Raw genomic sequence first — 20,007 nt, 5'->3', positions numbered from 1 at the left:
GCCCTGCCTTATTCAATTAACTCTTAGAATTAATCAAAGCAATTAAATATGCAACATTATTACCAATATCTAAAAAAATCAGTGAGAAATATTTCGTTTCTGATGAAACAGACTTTTCTGCTGTTGCTCTTAATAACGACAACACAGGTCAAAGCACAATCTACCGATGCCTCTGTTACTGGAAAAGTAACAGATGAAAAAGGAATACCTGTTCCTGGTGCGTCGGTAGTTTTACGCAACGAATCAACAGGTTTCCGTGCTGTGACCATGACAAATAAAGATGGTCTTTATTCACTAATCCAGCTTCCGCTTGGTAAGCCTTACACAGTTACAGTAACTTACATTGGTTATCCTAAACAAATTAAAACCGATTTTACGTTGAATCAAGGTGATAACATCGTAGCGAACTTCAAACTTACTGAGGCCAATAATCAGTTAAATGAGGTCGTTATAAATACCAATTCATTAACTAAAAGGATTGACCGCCTAGGTTCCAGTACAGCAATTACTTCTCAAAACATCCAGCAATTGCCTACACAGAACAGAAATTTCAATAATCTTTCTGCTTTAGCACCAACAACCAATGGAACAAATATCAGCGGTCAACGTGCTTCTTCTACCAACTATTTAATCGATGGTGCCAGCGCAAGAAATAACCTGACCTCCGGAGCAATAGGAAGTGGCCCTTATTCCTTGTCATTGGAAGCTATCCGTGAATTTGAGGTTGCAACCAATGTTTATGATGTTTATAAAGGTCGTGAAGGTGGTGGTACGATTAGTGCGGTGACTAAGTCAGGAACCAATACACTTACTGGATCTGCCTTTGATTACTATCGTTCAGATTTTCTGGCAAGTCCTTATGATATACGAGGCAACAAGCGCTCACAGAAGTTCACAACCAATCAGTATGGTTTTAGTTTGGGTGGACCGATTATTAAGGATAAACTTCATTTTTTTACCGCACTGGATCGTCAGAACGAAAGTATGCCTTTTTTTATTGCTGATATCCGTAGTGATCAGGATCAAATTAACCTTGGAATCAGCAAAGGTGCGCTGGATAGCGTTCTAAGTATTGGTAGGGCAAAATATGGTTTAGGAAGTGGGAAACAGGTTGGTGAGTTTAAAAGACAAACGCTTGCAAATACATTCTTTGCACGTTTAGACTGGCAGATCAATGATAAACATCGTTTGACCTTAAGAAATAACTACAGTGACTGGAATAATCCAAACAGTAGCGATGATAACTCGAACATCAATCTATTTGAAGTCTGGGGAGATTTTAAATCACGAGAAAACAGTACGCTCCTATCCTTGCGTTCTCAGCTAAAGCCTAACTTTTTAAATGAGCTAAAAGTTCAGTTCCAGACTGCAACGAGAAACTACGTACCCAATAGCGAACTTCCCGCTGAAAATATTCCAAGAGCTATTGTAACTGTAAAGTCTACTTTACCTAATGGAACCATTGGAAATAAGACCGTACAGCTAGGTGGACAACGTTTCTTTCCAGAAAACAACCTGGAAAATCAGCTCCAGTTAGTGAATACCTCTTATTATAACTTGGGTAAATACAAATTTACTTTTGGTACGGATAATACATTAACTTATCTGGATACTTATATTTCGAGTGAACAGAATGGCCGTTTTATCTTTAACAGCTTAAATGATTTTGATAATCTAAATGCCTCAAGATATGCCAGAGAAGCTCCAATCAATGGCGTACCATCTGTGCAACAATACATCTTAAATGCTTCGGTATTTGGCCAGGTAGAATATGATTTGACTAAGAATCTGAGTGCCATGTTTGGTCTTCGTTATGATGTTACCAGCTTTTTAACAGGTGCAGACTACAATCCTGTAGTAGAGCGAACCTTGGGTTTAAGAACAGATAGTAAGATTACAGATGCAGGGAAAATTCAGCCACGGGTACAATTTACCTGGGATATTCATGGAGAGAAAAAGAACATTATCCGGTTAGGTGGTGGCTTGTTTTCTGCTTATCCCGTAAATTATGCGCAGGTTAACAACATTCAGAACAGTGGAACTAAAGTTGCGTCTATTGATGTATCACGTCCGGCCAGCGGTCCAAGTTTAGTTCCGGTTCCGAACTTCCCTGCATATAGGGACAATCCTTCAACTGCGCCTGGAATTATTGCGGGCGTACCTTATGTTTCTACGATCAATTTGAATGATCCAAATTTAAAAATGCCTTCAATTTTTAAAATGAACCTGAGTTACAACAAGATAATTGGTGATCGTTTAAGATTAGGTATTAATTTCTTGTATTCACATACGAATAACAACTATATCTATCTGGATAGAAATCTGGTGGATAACCCTTACTTCCGTTTGGCAAATGAAGAAAACAGAGCGGTATTTGTACCAGCAAGTTCTATTACTGCAGCAGGAATCACCAATAATGTACTTGCCAGAAAAACCAACGAAGTTGGCAGGGTACTGATGTTAACCAATGGAGCAGTATTGACCCAGAAAGCAATGGTCATTGATGCTAGTTTCCGCTATCTGAAAGATGGATATTTAAATGTAAGTTATACCCTTAACGATGCTAAAGATAATTCATCGTACAATGGAAACGTAGCAAATACTTCTACCTTCAGACCTGTGAAATCAGATCCACGCGATCTTTCACAAATTGTTTATTCTGATAATCATTATAGAAATAAACTTGTGATTTATGGCTCCACGCCTTCCTGGAAAGGATTCTCTCTTAGTGGTACTTTCAGGGGGATTGGTGGAACAAGGTATTCTATGACTGTCGATGCAGACATTAATGGTGACTTTGTAGGTGGTCCGGGTAACGATAACGATCTTGCTTTTGTATTTGATCCAAAAAGTCCAACTATTAGTGCTGCAAATAAGGCTTCGATGGAAAAAATCCTCAACAACCCTGATAACAGGGCGAAGGATTACATCCTGAAAAGTCTGGGTAAAATAGCGGATAGAAATGGAGGTATCAATCCTTTCTCCGGCACATTTGACATCAGGGTACAAAAGGAATTCAAAACTTATAAAACACAGAAACTGACCTTAAGCTTTGACGTTTTCAATTTCGCGAATCTGCTGAACAAAAAATGGGGAGTGAATCATAATCTTGGCGATCAGAGTCTATTATATGTTACAAAGTTTGATCAGGCTAAACAACAATATGAATACCGGGTAAATGAAAATGTGGGTGTAACACAAGCAAATGGAACACCTTACCAAATTCAATTGGGAGCTAGATATTCTTTTTAAATAAAAAACATGAACTCACGTAGAAATTTTATAAAAAAAGCGGCCCTCCTTTCAGGTGGGGCTGCTTTCATCAACACTTTGCCTCCGGTAATACAGAAGGCTATGGCTATTGATCCCGCCCCAGGTAGTACATTTTATGATGCCGAACATGTTGTTTTCCTTATGCAGGAAAACCGTTCTTTTGACCATGAATTCGGTATGTTACAGGGTGTAAGGGGCTATAATGACCCAAGAGCGATTGACTTGCCCAATAAAAATAAAGTCTGGTTACAATCCAATAAAGAGGGAGAAACCTATGCGCCTTTTCACTTGAATACTAAAGACACAAAAATCGCATGGATGGGTTCTATACCTCATAACTGGACAGATCAAACCGATGCAAGAAATGGTGGGAAATATGACAAGTGGCTAGATGTTAAAAAGGCTTATAAACCGACTTATGCCCACATGCCTTTAACGGTGGGCTATTGCAAAAGAGAAGATTTTCCTTTTTATTACTCACTTGCTGATGCCTTTACTGTATGTGATCAGAATTTCTGCTCCGTAATTGCTGGTACACATCCTAACCGCTATTACTGGATGACTGGTACAGTTCGTGAAGAGAACAATGCAAATGGAATGGCTCACCTGTGGAATATCAGCAATTATGATAAACCCACTCTGAACTGGAAAACATATCCGGAACGCCTGGAAGAAAATGGTGTATCCTGGAAGATTTATCAGAACGAACTGACCATAGGTTTTGGCCTTAATGGAGAAGAAAGTGCCTGGTTAAGTAATTTCGGAACTAATGTAATGGAATATTTTGAGCAATATAATGTCCGCTTAAATCCAGGCGGTATTGCTAATCTCAAGGAAAAGAAAAAAACACTCCTTAAACAGATTGCAGATGCTCCCAATGAAAATCTTTCCAAAGAGCAACAGACAAAAATTGATGCAATCAAAAAATTATTACTTAAAACGGAGGAAGAAGAAAAGAATTATACAATGGAAGCCTATAATTCATTATCCGAAAAATCAAAAAATCTGAATGCAAAGGCTTTTACCACTAACTCCAATGACCCTGACTTTCATAACCTTAGCCCGTTAACATACCAGGAGAATGGCACCAAAAGAGAACTCAATATTCCTAAGGGTGATGTGCTCCATCAGTTCAGACAGGATGTAAATAACGAAACCTTACCGATGGTATCATGGCTCATGACTCCTGCTAATTTCTCAGATCACCCTGGTGTGCCTTGGTTCGGTTCGTGGTTTGTAAGTGAGGTTATGGAGATCTTGACTAAAAACCCTGAGGTCTGGAAAAAAACCATTTTCATTTTGACTTATGATGAAAACGATGGCTATTTTGACCATATACCTCCATTTGTACCCCCACATCCATTCAAAGAACATACAGGAAAAGTTTCTAAAGGGCTAGACCCAAAACTTGACTTTGCAGAGAAATCCCAGCAAACAAATCCTTCCATGAAGGAAAGCAATATCAGAGAAAGTCAGATTGGCTTAGGGTACCGGGTACCTATGGTTATTGCATCCCCATGGACGCGTGGCGGTTACGTATGTTCTGAGGTATTTGACCATACTTCTTCTTTACAGTTTCTGGAGACTTTTATCGAGAAGAAATTGAACAAGAAAATTATTGAAGAAAACATAACTCCATGGAGAAGAGCAATATGTGGTGATCTCACCTCGGTTTTCAGACCTTATAACGGAGAGAAAATTGAACAGCCACAGTTCTTGGAAAAGGCACCTTTTATGAAAAAGATTTATTCCAGCAAATTCAAGGAAGTCCCTGATAATTATAAAAATCTTACTGCCGAAGAAATTGCACAGATTAATACTGATCCTTTTTCTTATCCTTATTTTCCGCAGCAGGAAAAAGGTATCCGATCTGCCTGCGCGTTGCCTTATGAATTATACGTCAACGGAGCATTGACCGATAAAAAATTCACAATCAGCTTTCAGGCGGCAAACAAATATATGGGTAAAAAAGCAGCTGGATCTCCTTTTATCGTATATAGCATGAACCCTTATCAGGGAGAGGTATTAAGAGTATGGGATTATACCGTTTCCGCTGGCGATACTTTGCAGGACGAATGGCCACTAAAAAACTTCGCTGATGAGCAATATCATTTGAAGGTATATGGTCCAAACGGCTTTTTCAGAGAGTTTAAGGGCGAACAGAAAAATCCGAAGGTAAGTATACTGTGTCGCTATGAACAGGATGAAAAGAATCCATTGCGTTTAAGTGGAAATATAATTGTTACCATTACCAACCTAGGCAAAATTGTTCAGGAAATGGAAATTAAGGATGAAAGCTATAAAACCGGAGTCAGACTGTTGAAAGTTGGCCCAAACAGTAAGGCGAGTGTTGTTATTGATTTGAGTAAAAATTATAACTGGTATGATTTCAGTATCCGCGCAAAACAAAGTGGCCTTAATTTTATGGAAAGATTTGCCGGACGTGTAGAGACAGGCGCAATAACCAAAACAGATCCTTTAATGGGAAGAATTGTTTAAAAATGAATAAAAAATTGTTCTTCTTCTTTTTCTTTTTTCCGGTAATGGCACTTTCTCAAACTACTAAAACCAGTTTATCAGGAAAAGTTGTTACCGAAACCGGACAACCAGTTGTGGGAGCGTCACTTTTAATCAAACATATACCTACAGGAACAATTTATGGTTGCCCTACAAACGAAGCTGGAATATATTTTATTCCGGATCTGAAACCCGGAGGACCTTATCAAATAGAATTAAGTAGTTTAGGCTATAAAAAGCACCAGGAAACTGGTGTTTTTTTTAGGCTTGATGAACCTCAGGTATATCACATTATTCTTTACAGCCTTATTAATTCACTTGCAGAGGTAAACATCACCTCTTCAACATCAGATTTATCTGCAGAAATTGCAATGAGTGGTCCTGCTTACCATACAAGCCAGCAGGCGCTTAGTTTATTGCCATCGATCAAAAGAAGTGTAAGCGATTTCATAAAGCTGAATCCTTTAACCATTGGTTATGCAATAGCGGGTGGCAATTATAGACAGAATTTCATTACCATTGACGGATCTGAATTCAACAATAATTTTGGTGTAGGAGACAATCTGCCGGGCAATGGGGCTCAGCCGGTAGCGCTTGATGCTATCGCTGAGATCTCAGTGAATATTGCCCCTTATAATTCTTTATGGGAATCTGGCTTTATTGGTAGTTCTGTTAATATGATCAGCCGATCGGGAAGTAATCATACCGAGGGTTCCATTTATAGTTATTTCAGAAATCAGCACAGCTCTGGTCATCGTGTTGGAGAAATGAAAATAGACCTGATGCCGCTTCAATATCATCTGGAAGGTTTTAGAATTGGCGGGCCGTTAATCATTGACAAGTTATTCTACTTTGTGAGTTTTGAAAAAGAGCAGGAGAGATATCAGCCCCAGGTCTTACAGGCATCTACGTCAGATCTTCTCTACGGAAGTTCTCCAAACATAAGCCGTCCATCAGCATCTGAGCTTGATCAGATCAGAAATTATCTTTTATCAAAGTATAATTACGATACAGGTCCTTATCAGGATTATACTTTTGAAAATAAAAGCAGTAAACTATTACTTAAACTGGATTGGAACATTTCAAGAAACCATACATTTAGTATCCGGTACAATCAACTGAACAGCAACAAGCCTGAGTTGATGAACGGATCAAGAAGCCCACTTACCCCCTTTCCCTTATCTTTAGGCAGAAGGAATAGTAATGGACTCCATTTCAGTAACTCTAATTTTACAACTCAATCTGATTTTTATTCACTTTCTGCTGAATGGAACGGCCGGCTAAATAAAAAAGTGACAAATGCCATGCGTGGTTCTTATACCCGTCAATACGAACCCCGGAAATCCAATAGCCTGCTTTTTCCTTTCGTTGATATTCTGAAAGATGGAATTCCATTTACTTCTTTTGGTTATGAACCTTATACTTATGGTAATAAAAGAGAGGTACATGTATTCTCTTTCAGCGATCATATTCGGTATACTACACGTAAAGATACGTGGACAACAGGTGTACAGCTTGATTACAGCAGTACCAAAAATAGTTACATGCCATTTGGTGCCGGTTATTATACGTATGCGTCATGGGACGATTTTACCTTAGGAAATAAACCTATAGATTACGCGGTGACTACGGCGCTAACTGGTAAGCAGCCACCTGAATATAGTTTTAATTATTTAAATGCATCTGCATTTGTCCAACAAACAAAACTTGTTACTAAACGCTTGTTTATAACCTTAGGACTACGGGCAGACCTCCCCTTCTTCCCACAACTTTTACCAGAAAACAAGGCTCTTGCAAAACTTACTTTCACCGATAATCTGCATCTAAACACCTCTGTACTACCAAAACCAAGTCTGCTTTTTGCCCCCAGACTATCCTTTTCTTACCACCTTACTGCTGATGGGTCTATGAGGCTCAGAGGTGGAAGTGGCGTATTTACAGGTAGAATTCCGTTTGTATGGATCATTAGCCAGGCAAGGTATTCTGGAGTGTATCAGTTAACTCAAAGCTGGCAGGGTGCACAAAATACGCCGATTTCTTTTCAACCTGATCCATACCTGCAACATAGTTTTTCAAATCAGGGTGCACTTCCCTCCATTGTAAGTGTATTATCCAGGAATTTTAAAATGCCACAAAGCTGGAAATCAAGTTTAGCTTTAGATCTCAAGCTACCGGGAGGTTTTACCGGAACATTAGAAACATTATTCAATAAGGACATCAGGGGAATTTTATTCCGCGATATTAATATGAGTGATCCGGTACCTTTAAATATTGCAGGTTATCCCGATAACCGATTGGTATACCCCGCTAATAATTCTACTAAATTTATCAATCCATTAAACAACAAAGGAGAAGCTGATGCAACTGGAAATTTTCCTTTGAATGCTGTTTATGTATATAATTCTTCAAAAGGATACTATTTTTCTACTCTTGCCCAAATACAAAAAAAAATCGGTTCGACATTGAATTTCTCTTTAGCTTACAGTAAAAGTACCGCTAAAAATTACAATGATGGGGATGGCGACCAGACACTGTCTGCACTGAATTCGACAGCAACAGTAAATGGGGTCAATCAGCCAAATTTAAGTAATGCTGCTTATGTGGTTCCTGATAAGGTTATTTCAACTTTTACTTATACTAAACAGTATACTAAAAATCAGAAATTCAGCATTGGAGTAGTTTATCAGGGTTCTAGCGAGGGACGTTTTTCTTATACTTATACTAAAGATTTTAACAGAGACGGAACAAACAAATCACTGATTTATGTCCCAGCCAACCCTTCAGAGATACGATTTGCGCCGTTAACAGTATTGGTAGATAATAGCGTGAAAACGTATAGTCCTGCTGAACAAAGTTCAGCTTTTTTCTCCTATATCGATCAGGACAATTACCTCAAAAAAAGGAAAGGGAAATATGCCGAACGAAATGGAGTTTTATTTCCATGGAGACATCAGTTCGATCTAAAGTTGAGTCACGAAATCCTTATTGGTAAAAAGCAGAAACAAAACACTTTACAATTTAGCTTAGATGTCCTCAATGTCGGCAACCTCATAAATCCAGGTATAGGATTAAAAAAGATAGTAAATACCATGTCAATATTAACTCCAGCAAATCTCGACATGATTAGACCAGGAGGAACAACTTTGCCTGAATTTCAAATGGCTAACATTGGAGGAAAATTGGTTACAGATACTTTTAGAAATGATTACAGTATAAATTCAACCTACCAATTACAATTCGGTATGCGTTATTCTTTTAATTGACGCCATAATGTTAAGTGAATTTGATAACTTAACTTCATGTCTACTCAAAGGTATCAACTCCACTACTTTTTTCTACTAAGGTTAAATATGGTGTACTTTATGGAGCCCTATAAAGTCCTTGAGAAAAGGAGTGCAGACCTCCTCCCGGGACACACACCCCAAAAAAAAACTTACACCCCTTTCGCACCTCAGTGCCTGTAAGGTCCAGTGAGAAAAGAAGTGTAAGTTTTTTTTCCTTAATCCATTACAGGATTACCCAATATCTCCAATTTCGCAAATTTGACTACTTCGATACTCGGAAACCCAAAATCCACCATAACCTTCCCCAAAATCAAGTAACATCCTGCACCCCTAAAAGGATAAATTGGCGTATGAGTTGAAAAATGCGTCGTATCAAAAAAGTCACCATCTGCATCTAAGAATGTCCCAAACCACATTTTTTTATTGTTCTTAGTACGGACAGTTTTCTCACACACATACATCCCAACCATTCTTACGGTTTTTCCAACGTACCGGGTTAACTCTTTTGTACGCAAATCCCCCCGGTATTTAGTTTTTAGCAGATCAAACATAGACAAGGTTAATGGAAATCCTAAGAGTTCAAGTTCATGGTAAGCATCTTCCAGTTTTGTATTGATCAGCTCTGGCATTACATACTTTTTTTGTTCAATGTTAAACAGTTCTGCGTCGTTTCTTGGTTTAGTCTTGCCTCCCAATAACATATGGACATCCCATAACAGCGTCTTTTTACTTTTTCCTGTAAAACGCAATGCACCAACCCGTATCAATAGAATAGCCTGTTCAATTCCAATGCCTGTTCGTTTCAAAAAATCTTCCAGGTCTGCATATGCACCGTTCATTTTCCGTTCCAATGGGATCAGCTCAATCCATTTAGTTTCGAGTCCCTGAACACCAATAAATCCCAGATAAGCCTCAATTCCAGAAATGGATACCACCGAAGTACTGTTGTTTACGCAGGGCAAATTTACGTTAGCACCAGCTTTGCGGAGTTCGTGCACATACAACCAACGGGTATAGAAACCACCATAATTATTCAGCACGCCAACCATGAATTCAATGGGGTAATAGGTCTTTAGAAACAAGCTTTGATAACTTTCTACAGCAAAACTAGCTGAATGCGCTTTAGAAAAACTATAGCCTGCAAAACTAGAAACCTGCCTCCAAACCTCGTTAGTAATCGCCTCCGGTCTGCCCAACACCGCAGCACCTTCATGAAATTTCTGCACCAATTTGTCAAATTCCACTCTTGAGCGGTATTTACCACTCATACCACGACGTAGAATATCAGCATCCGTTCCATCCATACCCCCATAATGAATACAAATCTTGATAACATCTTCCTGATACACCATTACCCCATAGGTCTCTTTTAATTGCTCTTCCATTACCGGATGCAAATAATTCACGTGGTTAGGTTGGTGATAGTTCTGTATATAAGTTTTCATCATTCCGGATTGTGCAACCCCTGGCCTAATGATAGAACTCGCGGCAACCAGAGTAAGGTAATTATCACACCCCAGTTTAGTGAGCAGTTGGCGCATTGCAGGAGATTCAATATAAAAACATCCAATAGTATCGCCTGACTTCAACCGATCATTTAGCTTTTGGTCCTTCATGAAGTCTTTTACCTGGTGGATGTCCAAGCATTGCTTTTGATTTTCTTCCACGAGTTTTACAGCCTCTTTAATATGACCAATTCCCCTTTGAGAAAGAATATCATACTTATCATAACCAATCTCTTCCGCTTCATACATATCCCATTGCACAGTTGGCATCCCTTTAGGCGGTAAATCCAATGCAGTATAATAGGTAATCGGTTCTTCGGACACCAAAACGCCACCGGCATGTATGCTTCTTTGATTGGGCATATTGGCCATTATAGCATAAATAGCCATGATCCTCCTAAATGTGGCGTTATCCTGATTTAGTGTAGCCTTTGTAGGATCGGTAAATCCGTCAATTTCTGCTTTGGGCAAACCCATTACTTTTCCGATTTCCCTAATGATAGAACGATCCTTAAAAGTTGACATCGTACCCAATAGCGCCGTATGCTTTCTGCCATAACGTTTAAAGATATAGTCCTGAACATCTTCTCTTTGGTCCCAGGAATAATCAATATCAAAATCGGGCGGACTTGATCGTTGAGCGTTCAAAAACCGTTCAAAATACAAATCCAGTTCAATCGGATCTACATCGGTTATTCTTAAACAGTAAGCTACAGTACTATTTGCACCAGAGCCACGCCCTACATGATAGTATCCCTGAGCCATCGAATAACGTATAATATCCCAGGTGATGAGAAAATAAGCGCAAAAATTCAGGTCAAAGATGACCTTTAATTCGTCCTTAACCTTCTTCAGTGCTTTCTTATTGTTCTTTCCATAGCGGTAAACCATTCCTTCCATGGTCAATTTGCCAAGCAATTCCTGGTCATGCTTTTTATTTCCCGTAAAAGTTTTACGGTTCAATTTTATTTTACCTTCGGGGTAATCCATTTCACAACTGTTCATCAGGTTGCGCGTATTATCCAGTATAAAACTGTACTTAGCAAATTTGGCTTCCAGTTCGCCAGGCTTTAAAAAGCAATCTGTATCCCCGCATTTATCTTCCGGTCCAACCTTTGTCAACAGGGCGTTCAGGTCAATTCCCCTCAAGTATTCATGAAGCCTGTATTCCAGACGATCAGCAAAAACAACAGGTTGTAAAGCAAGCAATTTTGGTTTAAGTTCTTTTAAATCAACGCCGTGGAGCGTATGCAATTGATCATAGCGTACGCCTAGAAAATGGTTTTCCTTTAGTTCCAGTTTACATCCAAACGGATATACAAAATAAGCTTCAGACAAATCAGGTGCTTGATCAGGAAGTGCTTTCTGCTCCAGATTATGATCTGAGAGAAACTCATTCAATTGCCTCATCCCCTCTTTACTTTTAGCAATCCCTATGTAAAGTAGCTTGTTCTCCTTTCTAAATTCCAATCCTCCAATTGGTTTAACTCCTTTTTCACGACAGGTACGGATAAACTCCATGATCCCCGTTGAATTATTAATATCGGTGAGCACCATTTGATTGATACCTCGGGCTAATGCCTCGTCAACCAACTTTACGAGCGACATTGTGCCGTATCTAAGGCTATATTGAGAATGGACGTTGATGTACATTTTAAATATCTAAATCCATAATAGAAGCTCTTGTTACAGCTTTTTCACCAAACCTGCGGCGAATTTTGTCTAAGGCCTGTACCAGATCATATTGCTCGTTCGATTCGCTGTACAGATCAATTTGCTCAAAACCAGATACCAGGTTAGAAAACCGGACACCAATTAAGCGCAATAGCATTCTTTTTTGGTAAACTTGTTTAAAAAGGTCTTTTGCCTTTTCAATTAAAACATTATCCAGCGATGTATATGGAATGGTGGCCTGTTTTGTCACATCCTCAAAATTCGAATATCGAATGGTCACGGTTATACAAGCAGTTAATTTCTTTTTCTCCCGTAGTTGATAGGCAATGTCTATGACCATAGATGTAAGCAGGTTATTTAACAAGTTCACATCAATGGTATCTGCTTTAAAAGTACATTGGGTGCTTATGGATTTCTGTTCTACATAAGGGACAACAGGTGAATAATCAATACCCTTTGATTTTTCAAGCAGAGATAAACCGTTTCTACCAAGCAATTTTTGCATTTGCTCAGGGTGAATCTGAGAAAGCGTAAAAATACGTTTGATGCCCATATCGCTTAATTTAATAAACGTTTTCTCACCCAATCCTGGAATTTTTCGGATAGAAAGTGGATTAAGAAAGGGTTGCACTTCCGGCAACTCTACGTTTTTTTCTCCACCTGGTTTACATTCGTTGGTGGCCATTTTCGCAACGGTTTTGTTTACAGACAGGCCAAAAGAGATTGGTAAGTAAAGCTCTTTCATGATCTTTTGACGCAATTCATGAGCGTATTGCATACAACCATAAAAACGATCCATACCGGTCATATCTATATAATGTTCATCGATACTGGCCTTTTCAAATAGTGGAACTTTTTCCCGTATAATCTCTGTAATTTCAAGGGAAGCCTTGGTATAGGCATCCATATTGCCTTTAACAAAGACGGCATGCGGACAAAGCTGTTTGGCCAATTTAGAAGGCATGGCCGAATGCACACCGTATTTTCTGGCCTCATAACTGCAGGAGGCCACGACCCCTCTATCGGAAGTTCCTCCGATGATCACTGGCTTTCCTTTTAAAGTAGGATCTTTACGGACCTCCACAGATACGAAGAACGCATCCTGATCCATGTGGATGATGTGCTTATCGCTTTGCATGACATAAAACTTAGGTCACACAAAGTTATGCTAAATTATTTAGCTAAAACAAATAATACTAAAATTATTAGCTTTTCATATTGGCATCTGTTTCTATTTCTGAATGTCGATTGTTTGTTCCATTATGTTCTTTTTGGGTGGTTTGTAACGTTGTACGGCTTGGGGGGTCAATTTATCCGTTAAAATACATAGTGTATCTTTAGGGAGCTGTGGCCACCCTAACTGTACAACTCATGTGATTTTTAAACTTCTCCTTATCCCCAGCCCCTATTTCAACTTTAATGTTCACCAGAAATCTTTCAACTATTTTCACATAATTTCCGCTTTGGTTATTCGGAGCGCTTAAAGGAGATTCATTTTTTACATTACTAATCTCCATCACTTTACCTGAAAGACTAAGTTCAGGAAAATCATCCACAACAACTTTAGCAGACTGGCCCTTAAGCAAATGTGCAACCTGATTTGATTTAAAACTGGCAGTAACATAAAATTCACTGCCTCCATTCCTTTCTTTGATGTCAAAAAACGCATCATCTGTAAGTTCAAAATTTCCATCTTTTGATGGAATGATCCGGCTGTTTAATAAAATCTCAGACCATTGTTTCAAAAAATCGGCTGAGAACTTTGATGTTTTCACAGACACAAGCACCATATGCCTGCATGTCTTGCCATCAATAATGTAAATAAGCGTAGAAACTGGTGTTTGTTCAGATTTTACCGTCCGGTTTTCCAGACTGATCAATCTATAAGGATTAAGGTTATTTTTACTTTCTGCCAGCAATTGATAACGAATGCCTTTGTCCTTTAATAAATCATTGGACACATCAATACTGTCCAAAGGTTTGGTACTTACCGTGAGGTCATCATTTAAAATCAGCACCACTTTTTGCCAGCCCAGGTGCTTATTGTCTTTAACATCCCATTTATAATGACGACGGGAAAAATCGTTCTGGACGGATAATTTTTCATCAAGTTCCCAACCCTCAGCCTTCGGCCACCGGATTTCCAGATCCTCCCGGTTAGATTGCGCCTTCACCAGTCCAAACATGAACACCAAAACAATTAAAGCAATAATGTTTTTCATTTGTATTTTTCAATAAAGTAGATGTAGTAGGCCAGTGTACACACCAGCCAAAAGTAGTCAGATCGTGTCGTCATTCCTACTCCCGATGACGGGTGTTAGTTCGCTACTTCTCCTTGCCTCCATCGCATTTTTTGGACGGATTAGTTTGATATTTTTTGAAACTGTTTTCATATTTTTTCATGTTAAATGAATAATAATTCTGCTAAGGGAGGAAAAGGACCAACCTTCAGAGAAGATTGAGCCGCCTTTTTCCAGTTTTAAAACTGATCGTCCCTGTTTATCGTCTTATAGTTGGCAGCCCTCCAACCAGTCCATTTCTATGTACTTAAATGAGGCGGTGCTTTGTTCAAGGATAACAAAAAAAGTATTATATTAATAAAAAATTATGGCAAAGAACGACAAGACACCAGGTGTATACATCGAGAAAAAAAATACCTTTCCAGGCCCTGTAATAGCTGTAGAAACAGCTATCCCTGTTTTTATTGGCTACACCGAAAAAGCCGAGCGAAAAGGAAAATCACTGGTGTATATACCTACGCGTATCACTTCTCTCGCTGTATTTGAAGAATATTTTGGCAAAGGCTTCAACGCTCAATTTACAGTTGAGAATTCGACAACGCCTGGAGAGGAAACTTTCAAAATTTTTGATAAAGATCAAGTTGTAAAGATCAACCCTAAACATGTAGCCTTACTATACAATGCCATCAGATTATTTTACCATAATGGTGGAAGTACCTGTTACATCCTTACAGTAGACACGTATGGTAATAAACCGGATGGCTTTGAGATCAAAATCAATGATTTCACAGATAAAGATGGCCAGAGTGTTTTCGCAGTCCTGGAAAAGGAAGAGGAGCCGACGCTTGTAGTCTTGCCGGATGTAATTTCATTAGGTAAACCTGCATATGATCTATATAAACTAGTTTTGTCACATTGTTTTAAAATGCAAAACCGGTTTGGAATATTTGATGTTTACAATAAGACAGGGAATTTAATTGAAGAAGACAGCAAGGAATTTCGCGACTGCATAGGTACGGAGAATTTAAACTGTGGCGCCGCCTACTACCCCTATCTTAAGACCTCTGTAATACAGAGCGGCGAAGTTGACTATCGGAATCTTGCCCCAACAATAAAGTTGGACTCCTTATTGCCAGAGAAAAATGTAAAAGAAATTGTGGAAAGGTTTGAAGCATTGAAGCCAGAAGAGTTAACACCTGCCGCAAAGATCAACTACCATAAGTCTCTAATAGCTGCAAGTCCAACGTATGCTATCATTCTTGATAAAATTAGATCAGAGCTAAATTTACTTCCGCCAAGCGCTGCTATTGCTGGTATCTTTACACTTGTTGATACCACAAGAGGTGTTTGGAAATCCCCGGCCAATGTGGCTTTAAGCATGGTAAATGAAACTGCAATTGCAGTTTCCAGTGAAGAACAGCAATTGCTCAATGTGGATGTAATAGCTGGTAAGTCTATCAATGTCATCCGCCCTTTCCCAGAGATGGGCACATTGGTATGGGGTGCGCGTACTTTAGACGGCAACAGCCAGGATTGGAAATACATCAATGTAAGGCGTACCCTGATTATGATTGAACAATCTTTAAAATTAGCGACCAGATCATATGTTTTTGAAGCCAACGATGGAAACACATGGATAACGATCAGTAGTATGATCAACAACTTCCTTTATAACTTATGGAGACAAGGGGCACTGGCAGGTGAATCTCCGGAACAAGCTTACAAACTTCAGATTGGGTTAGGGAGCACCATGACTCCTAATGATATATTAGGGGGAATTATGCGCTTTACTGTAATGTTGGCTATTGCTCGTCCTGCTGAATTTATTCTGTTAACATTCCAGCAACAACAACAAGCTTAATTTTCAAGATACTATATTAAAGCGGGATTTTGATCCTTAACAATTAACTCCTTTTACAAGAAACCAGTTTTTTATACAGATATTTACTGTTGTATAAGACCTGAAATAACATTTATACTCAACGCAACGATAACTGTATTAAAGGCAAAAGAGAGTATCCCGTGCATCCATGCCAATCGTCTTATACGTTTTGAGGTAATTTGTACGTCAGAAACCTGAAAAGTCATGCCGATTACAAAGGAAAAATAGATGAAGTCCAAATAATCGGGCTCTTTTTCATTTGGAAATTCCAAGCCTTCTATATACTTCGCTTTCGAACTGGACTTAGTGGGTGCTCCATAATAAAGGTGAGCATACCTGAATGTAAAAATGGTGTGAACTAACCACCATGCACAAACTACTGAGGCGATCGACAGAATAGTATGTTCAACCAGATCTTTTCCTGAAAGTCCTTTAGAAGAATGCAATAATAAAACAACAACACATAAACTGACGATAGAAGAAAGAATAACGAAAATAAAAATCAGCAATCTACTTGAATCCTGTATTTTAGCAATTTTCCTGACTTCAATAGGATGAGAAGAGAGTATGGTTATCCAACCCAATAACAAGTTAGAAAGTGTAAAAGCCAGCCAAGTTGCCATCCAGTGTATTGGAAACGCAAATCCTTCAGAAGTTAAAAAGAACGTTACCAGAGCTAAGGCTAGAGATAAGTATAACCTATAATGACTATCCATTCTATTAATCCATTGAAAGATGATAAAGTTTGCCATAATTTAACTATTTGATTTACCGTTCTACCTATCTTTTCACTTCAACCATTATGCCATATTGTTAAACATTTTAATACAAAAAATCAAACAGTACTTACCTGCGGCGTAACTATGAATAATAAATTGCAGCGATAGCGAGGGAATTAAAATGAAAAAGCCAATGTAGCACAGGTTTTTATCCCAATAACTCTTTCGACGTCTTAGTTATACCAATAGAAGCAGCGGTAGATTTTTACCGCTGCCGGGATATTTGTTGCTGATTACTTTTGTAACATGATTTTAAACTTTCCGGTCACGAAGGATACCTCGGGGCTGCAACCGTTTCCGTTTGCAAAGTTGCCTGCTAGTTCACCAATGACATAGTCGCCGGGTTTTTCACCTGTAGAGGTGATGGTTACGTATCCGTCGGTGCTTTTGTTCTTGTTCTCGCAGGTGTAACGGCTGGTAAATAGGAAATTTAGATAGCCGACAACGCCTAATGAGCTTCCGTCTTTTGGTTCTGCAGTAAAGAGATGTTTTCCTGGATAGTTACCGCTAATGCTTAAAAATACAGAGGTTTCCTTATGTGGTGCTTCTGTATTGATGACGATCTGACCGTTACCGAGGGAAGTTGCCTGAAGGCGTTGTGAACCCTCGAATTCTTCTCCGTTTTGTTTCCAAATGAAGTATTCATCTGGCATGAGCTTGATTTCATAGAATACCCAGCTTTCTGTTGGTTGACCTGGTAAGGGATCGAGTATTTTTTTCCATACATCTTTTAAGGTAACGCTGATGGTTGCTATTCCCCGTTGTTTGATGGTTGAAGGGGCAGTGTATTTCTGACTGACGCTTTTTCCATTTCCAATTGATCCATCTCCAGTTAGCTCCCAGGAAACGACGTTTGCCTCGGTAACTTGTATGACAGGACCTAATAAGTCATCATCATCAATAGTTTCTTCAAAGGATTGCATCAATACCTGGAAATCGGCGGTTTCATTTTTTTCTAACGTACCTTTGCCTTTATTGATCATTACGACTTTATGCGTCAGGATCCAATCGCTAAAATGTTTGGTTTTTACTTTAACAGTAAAATTGTATTGTTCGGTGGTTGCTTTTGATGGCGCGTGCCAATAGCCTTTCGCATCTTGATAAGCCGCAGACATAAACTCTCCTGAAGTACCGATGAGTTGATCTTCGGTATAGTTAAAAACGATTTCGATGTCTTTTTTAAAGGATACATTTTCTGGCAAGAGCCTGTAGGAATTACCGATGCCCATTTGGCCCAGCGTATTGGTTATGGGTTGTATGCTGAATATTGTGGCGGCATCTACTGCGCCTGCTGGAATATTGAGTACGATTGCCGAACCAGGCATTTCAATAGTGCCTCCTGCCGGACCTATAGTTTTCTGAACTGCAGCTCCGTTGGGCGTGCCCAGGGCAACTGGAACAGCTTTAGATGATGCTGGTTCTTTGGTGGCGTTTTTATCTTTCTTGCAGGATAAACTAAGCATGACACCTAATGCCCATACCAGTAATTTTAAGTTGGTTTTCATAAGAATACATTTATTTTTTTTCGCTTCTTAAGCGCGAACTAAACTTTGGTTAACGGTTTGCCCAGCTGATTAAAAGGGTGATTAAGGCCAGGGTTGATAATATGCCCCTGAACAATACGGCTTGCAACCAGGATGCTTGCAGCCTGGCTCCTCGCCCAATATCTGAGATCGCCAAATTTGCGAATGCTTTGTTGATTGGGATGTTGATGACTAATGCGATAATTACGTCTGCCAAGAGGAATAAAGTAGCTGCTGAAACACCAATAAACATGCTTGATAATGGTGTTTTTCGAAGGCCAATTAACACCGCAAGTCCCAGGAGAAGTGCTATTCCGTAAAGTAGTTTAAGTCTGATCGCGATTACGTTGTCTAAAACCAATCGCTGTTCAGAGAATGCGTGTAGGGAAAGTTTTTGATAGGCTTGTGCGGCGCCCATAAGATAGAATATACCTTGGGAGGCCAGAATTATAGTCAGCACGAGCTGGACGGTGATTAGTTTGTTTGCCATCATTTTATATTTTTTGTTTAATGCAAAATTGCCTGGTGGCGTAACAACTTTTCTTGATTGTAGTCAAGATTTTAAAATTCATTAATTTTAATCTTTGAGCTATGGACGAAACACTATTAAGAAAAGTAATCAGCACTCAGGTGATGCTGAGCGATGAAGAATGGGAGGCTTCTATCGAATTTTTTCGATTTAAACGGTTTAGAAAGAAGGAACTGTTTCTGCGGCAGGGTGAGGTATGCAAATATCTTGGCTTCATACATGAAGGTTATACCCGATTGTTTTATAATGTTGACGGTATCGAGGTGACTAAAGATTTCAACACGGAGGGATATTTCTGTGGCTCTTATGCGAGTTATAGTACCGGAAAGCCTGCTAATTTTAATGTGTTGGCAATGGAGCCTTTGACTGTACAAGTGATATCCCATCATGACCTGATGTATTTGGTTGAAAAGTATAGCGCCTGGCAAAAGTTTTTGCGTATCGCGATGGAACAGATGTTTATCAGAAAGGAAAATAGGGAAGCTATGTTTCTGTTATCTACACCAGAAGAACGCTACCTTAACCTGATGCAGGAGCATCCGGGTTGGATTAATCGTATCCCATTGAAATATTTGGCGTCCTATCTTGGCTTGGTACCAGAGACACTTAGCCGCATACGTAAGCGGTATTAAGTTATGTATTCAGTAGACGAAGGTTGGTGTTTTAATGATGAAATGGCTGTTCTTTGAAGTCGAATTACTTCATTGTGTTGTCAAGTAGCGTTTGAGTCTTTAATTTGGTCATGATTCAGATGGTTACAGTTGTGTATCGCTTTTAGTTCTCTGGCTAGTAATGTATTCT

Annotated in this window: 11 protein-coding genes; 5 read left to right on the top strand and 6 right to left on the bottom strand. The window is 39.1% G+C overall.

The window, feature by feature from the left end; all coding sequences use genetic code 11:
- The first annotated feature begins 102 nt into the window (after positions 1–102).
- From DBR11_RS24015 to DBR11_RS24005, 3 genes are read left to right on the top strand one after another with little or no spacing between them, the layout of a single operon-like run.
- On the top strand, positions 103–3,252 hold the full coding sequence (locus DBR11_RS24015) for a TonB-dependent receptor (protein WP_108555126.1): 3,150 nt from the start codon (positions 103–105) through the stop codon (positions 3,250–3,252).
- Between the two features lie 9 nt (positions 3,253–3,261).
- Complete coding sequence (locus tag DBR11_RS24010) at positions 3,262–5,772, top strand: phosphocholine-specific phospholipase C (protein ID WP_108555125.1); 2,511 nt, start codon at positions 3,262–3,264, stop codon at positions 5,770–5,772.
- A gap of 2 nt (positions 5,773–5,774) precedes the next feature.
- Entirely contained in the window at positions 5,775–9,053 is a 3,279-nt protein-coding gene (locus tag DBR11_RS24005; RefSeq protein ID WP_108555124.1) for a TonB-dependent receptor, read from the top strand.
- 236 nt (positions 9,054–9,289) lie between these two features.
- On the opposite strand, the gene dnaE is transcribed toward DBR11_RS24005, so the two are convergent.
- The 3 genes from dnaE to DBR11_RS23990 form a co-directional block, all read right to left on the bottom strand.
- Positions 9,290–12,232: a DNA polymerase III subunit alpha gene (gene dnaE, locus DBR11_RS24000; RefSeq protein WP_108555123.1), complete on the bottom strand. Its 2,943-nt coding sequence runs from the start codon at positions 12,230–12,232 to the stop codon at positions 9,290–9,292.
- A 1-nt stretch (position 12,233) separates the two neighbouring features.
- The gene (dinB, locus tag DBR11_RS23995; RefSeq protein ID WP_108555122.1) at positions 12,234–13,391 is read right to left on the bottom strand and encodes a DNA polymerase IV; all 1,158 of its coding nucleotides are present in this window, start codon (positions 13,389–13,391) and stop codon (positions 12,234–12,236) included.
- A gap of 199 nt (positions 13,392–13,590) precedes the next feature.
- A complete protein-coding gene (locus tag DBR11_RS23990; RefSeq protein WP_108555121.1) occupies positions 13,591–14,475 on the bottom strand; it encodes a hypothetical protein in 885 nt (294 codons plus the stop codon).
- Between the two features lie 385 nt (positions 14,476–14,860).
- Here DBR11_RS23990 and DBR11_RS23985 point away from each other — a divergent pair, with 385 nt between their 5' ends.
- A complete protein-coding gene (locus DBR11_RS23985) occupies positions 14,861–16,354 on the top strand; it encodes a phage tail sheath C-terminal domain-containing protein (protein ID WP_108555120.1) in 1,494 nt (497 codons plus the stop codon).
- An 83-nt stretch (positions 16,355–16,437) separates the two neighbouring features.
- Here the strand turns inward: DBR11_RS23985 and DBR11_RS23980 are convergent, their stop codons facing one another.
- The 3 genes from DBR11_RS23980 to DBR11_RS23970 form a co-directional block, all read right to left on the bottom strand.
- Positions 16,438–17,127 carry a DUF1345 domain-containing protein gene (locus tag DBR11_RS23980; protein WP_108555119.1) on the bottom strand — a complete coding sequence of 230 codons (690 nt, stop codon included), beginning with the start codon at positions 17,125–17,127 and terminating at the stop codon, positions 16,438–16,440.
- Positions 17,128–17,387: 260 nt separating this feature from the next.
- Positions 17,388–18,659 carry a hypothetical protein gene (locus DBR11_RS23975; protein ID WP_108555118.1) on the bottom strand — a complete coding sequence of 424 codons (1,272 nt, stop codon included), beginning with the start codon at positions 18,657–18,659 and terminating at the stop codon, positions 17,388–17,390.
- 49 nt (positions 18,660–18,708) lie between these two features.
- Entirely contained in the window at positions 18,709–19,170 is a 462-nt protein-coding gene (locus DBR11_RS23970) for a hypothetical protein (RefSeq protein WP_108555117.1), read from the bottom strand.
- A 98-nt stretch (positions 19,171–19,268) separates the two neighbouring features.
- On the opposite strand from DBR11_RS23970, the gene DBR11_RS23965 reads away from it, so the two are divergent.
- A complete protein-coding gene (locus tag DBR11_RS23965; protein WP_108555116.1) occupies positions 19,269–19,838 on the top strand; it encodes a Crp/Fnr family transcriptional regulator in 570 nt (189 codons plus the stop codon).
- Positions 19,839–20,007: the final 169 nt, after the last annotated feature.

This window comes from Pedobacter sp. HMWF019 (assembly GCF_003061025.1).
Taxonomy (GTDB): Bacteria; Bacteroidota; Bacteroidia; order Sphingobacteriales; family Sphingobacteriaceae; genus Pedobacter.
This window is presented reverse-complemented; position numbering and strand designations above follow the sequence as displayed.

Bases quoted from the DNA above. Each gene is read 5' to 3' on its own strand.
- DBR11_RS24015 (WP_108555126.1), top strand. From the start codon at position 103: ATGAAACAGACTTTTCTGCTGTTGCTCTTAATAACGACAACACAGGTC.
- DBR11_RS24010 (WP_108555125.1), top strand. From the start codon at position 3,262: ATGAACTCACGTAGAAATTTTATAAAAAAAGCGGCCCTCCTTTCAGGT.
- DBR11_RS24005 (WP_108555124.1), top strand. From the start codon at position 5,775: ATGAATAAAAAATTGTTCTTCTTCTTTTTCTTTTTTCCGGTAATGGCA.
- dnaE (WP_108555123.1), bottom strand. From the start codon at position 12,232: ATGTACATCAACGTCCATTCTCAATATAGCCTTAGATACGGCACAATG.
- dinB (WP_108555122.1), bottom strand. From the start codon at position 13,391: ATGCAAAGCGATAAGCACATCATCCACATGGATCAGGATGCGTTCTTC.
- DBR11_RS23990 (WP_108555121.1), bottom strand. From the start codon at position 14,475: ATGAAAAACATTATTGCTTTAATTGTTTTGGTGTTCATGTTTGGACTG.
- DBR11_RS23985 (WP_108555120.1), top strand. From the start codon at position 14,861: ATGGCAAAGAACGACAAGACACCAGGTGTATACATCGAGAAAAAAAAT.
- DBR11_RS23980 (WP_108555119.1), bottom strand. From the start codon at position 17,127: ATGGCAAACTTTATCATCTTTCAATGGATTAATAGAATGGATAGTCAT.
- DBR11_RS23975 (WP_108555118.1), bottom strand. From the start codon at position 18,659: ATGAAAACCAACTTAAAATTACTGGTATGGGCATTAGGTGTCATGCTT.
- DBR11_RS23970 (WP_108555117.1), bottom strand. From the start codon at position 19,170: ATGATGGCAAACAAACTAATCACCGTCCAGCTCGTGCTGACTATAATT.
- DBR11_RS23965 (WP_108555116.1), top strand. From the start codon at position 19,269: ATGGACGAAACACTATTAAGAAAAGTAATCAGCACTCAGGTGATGCTG.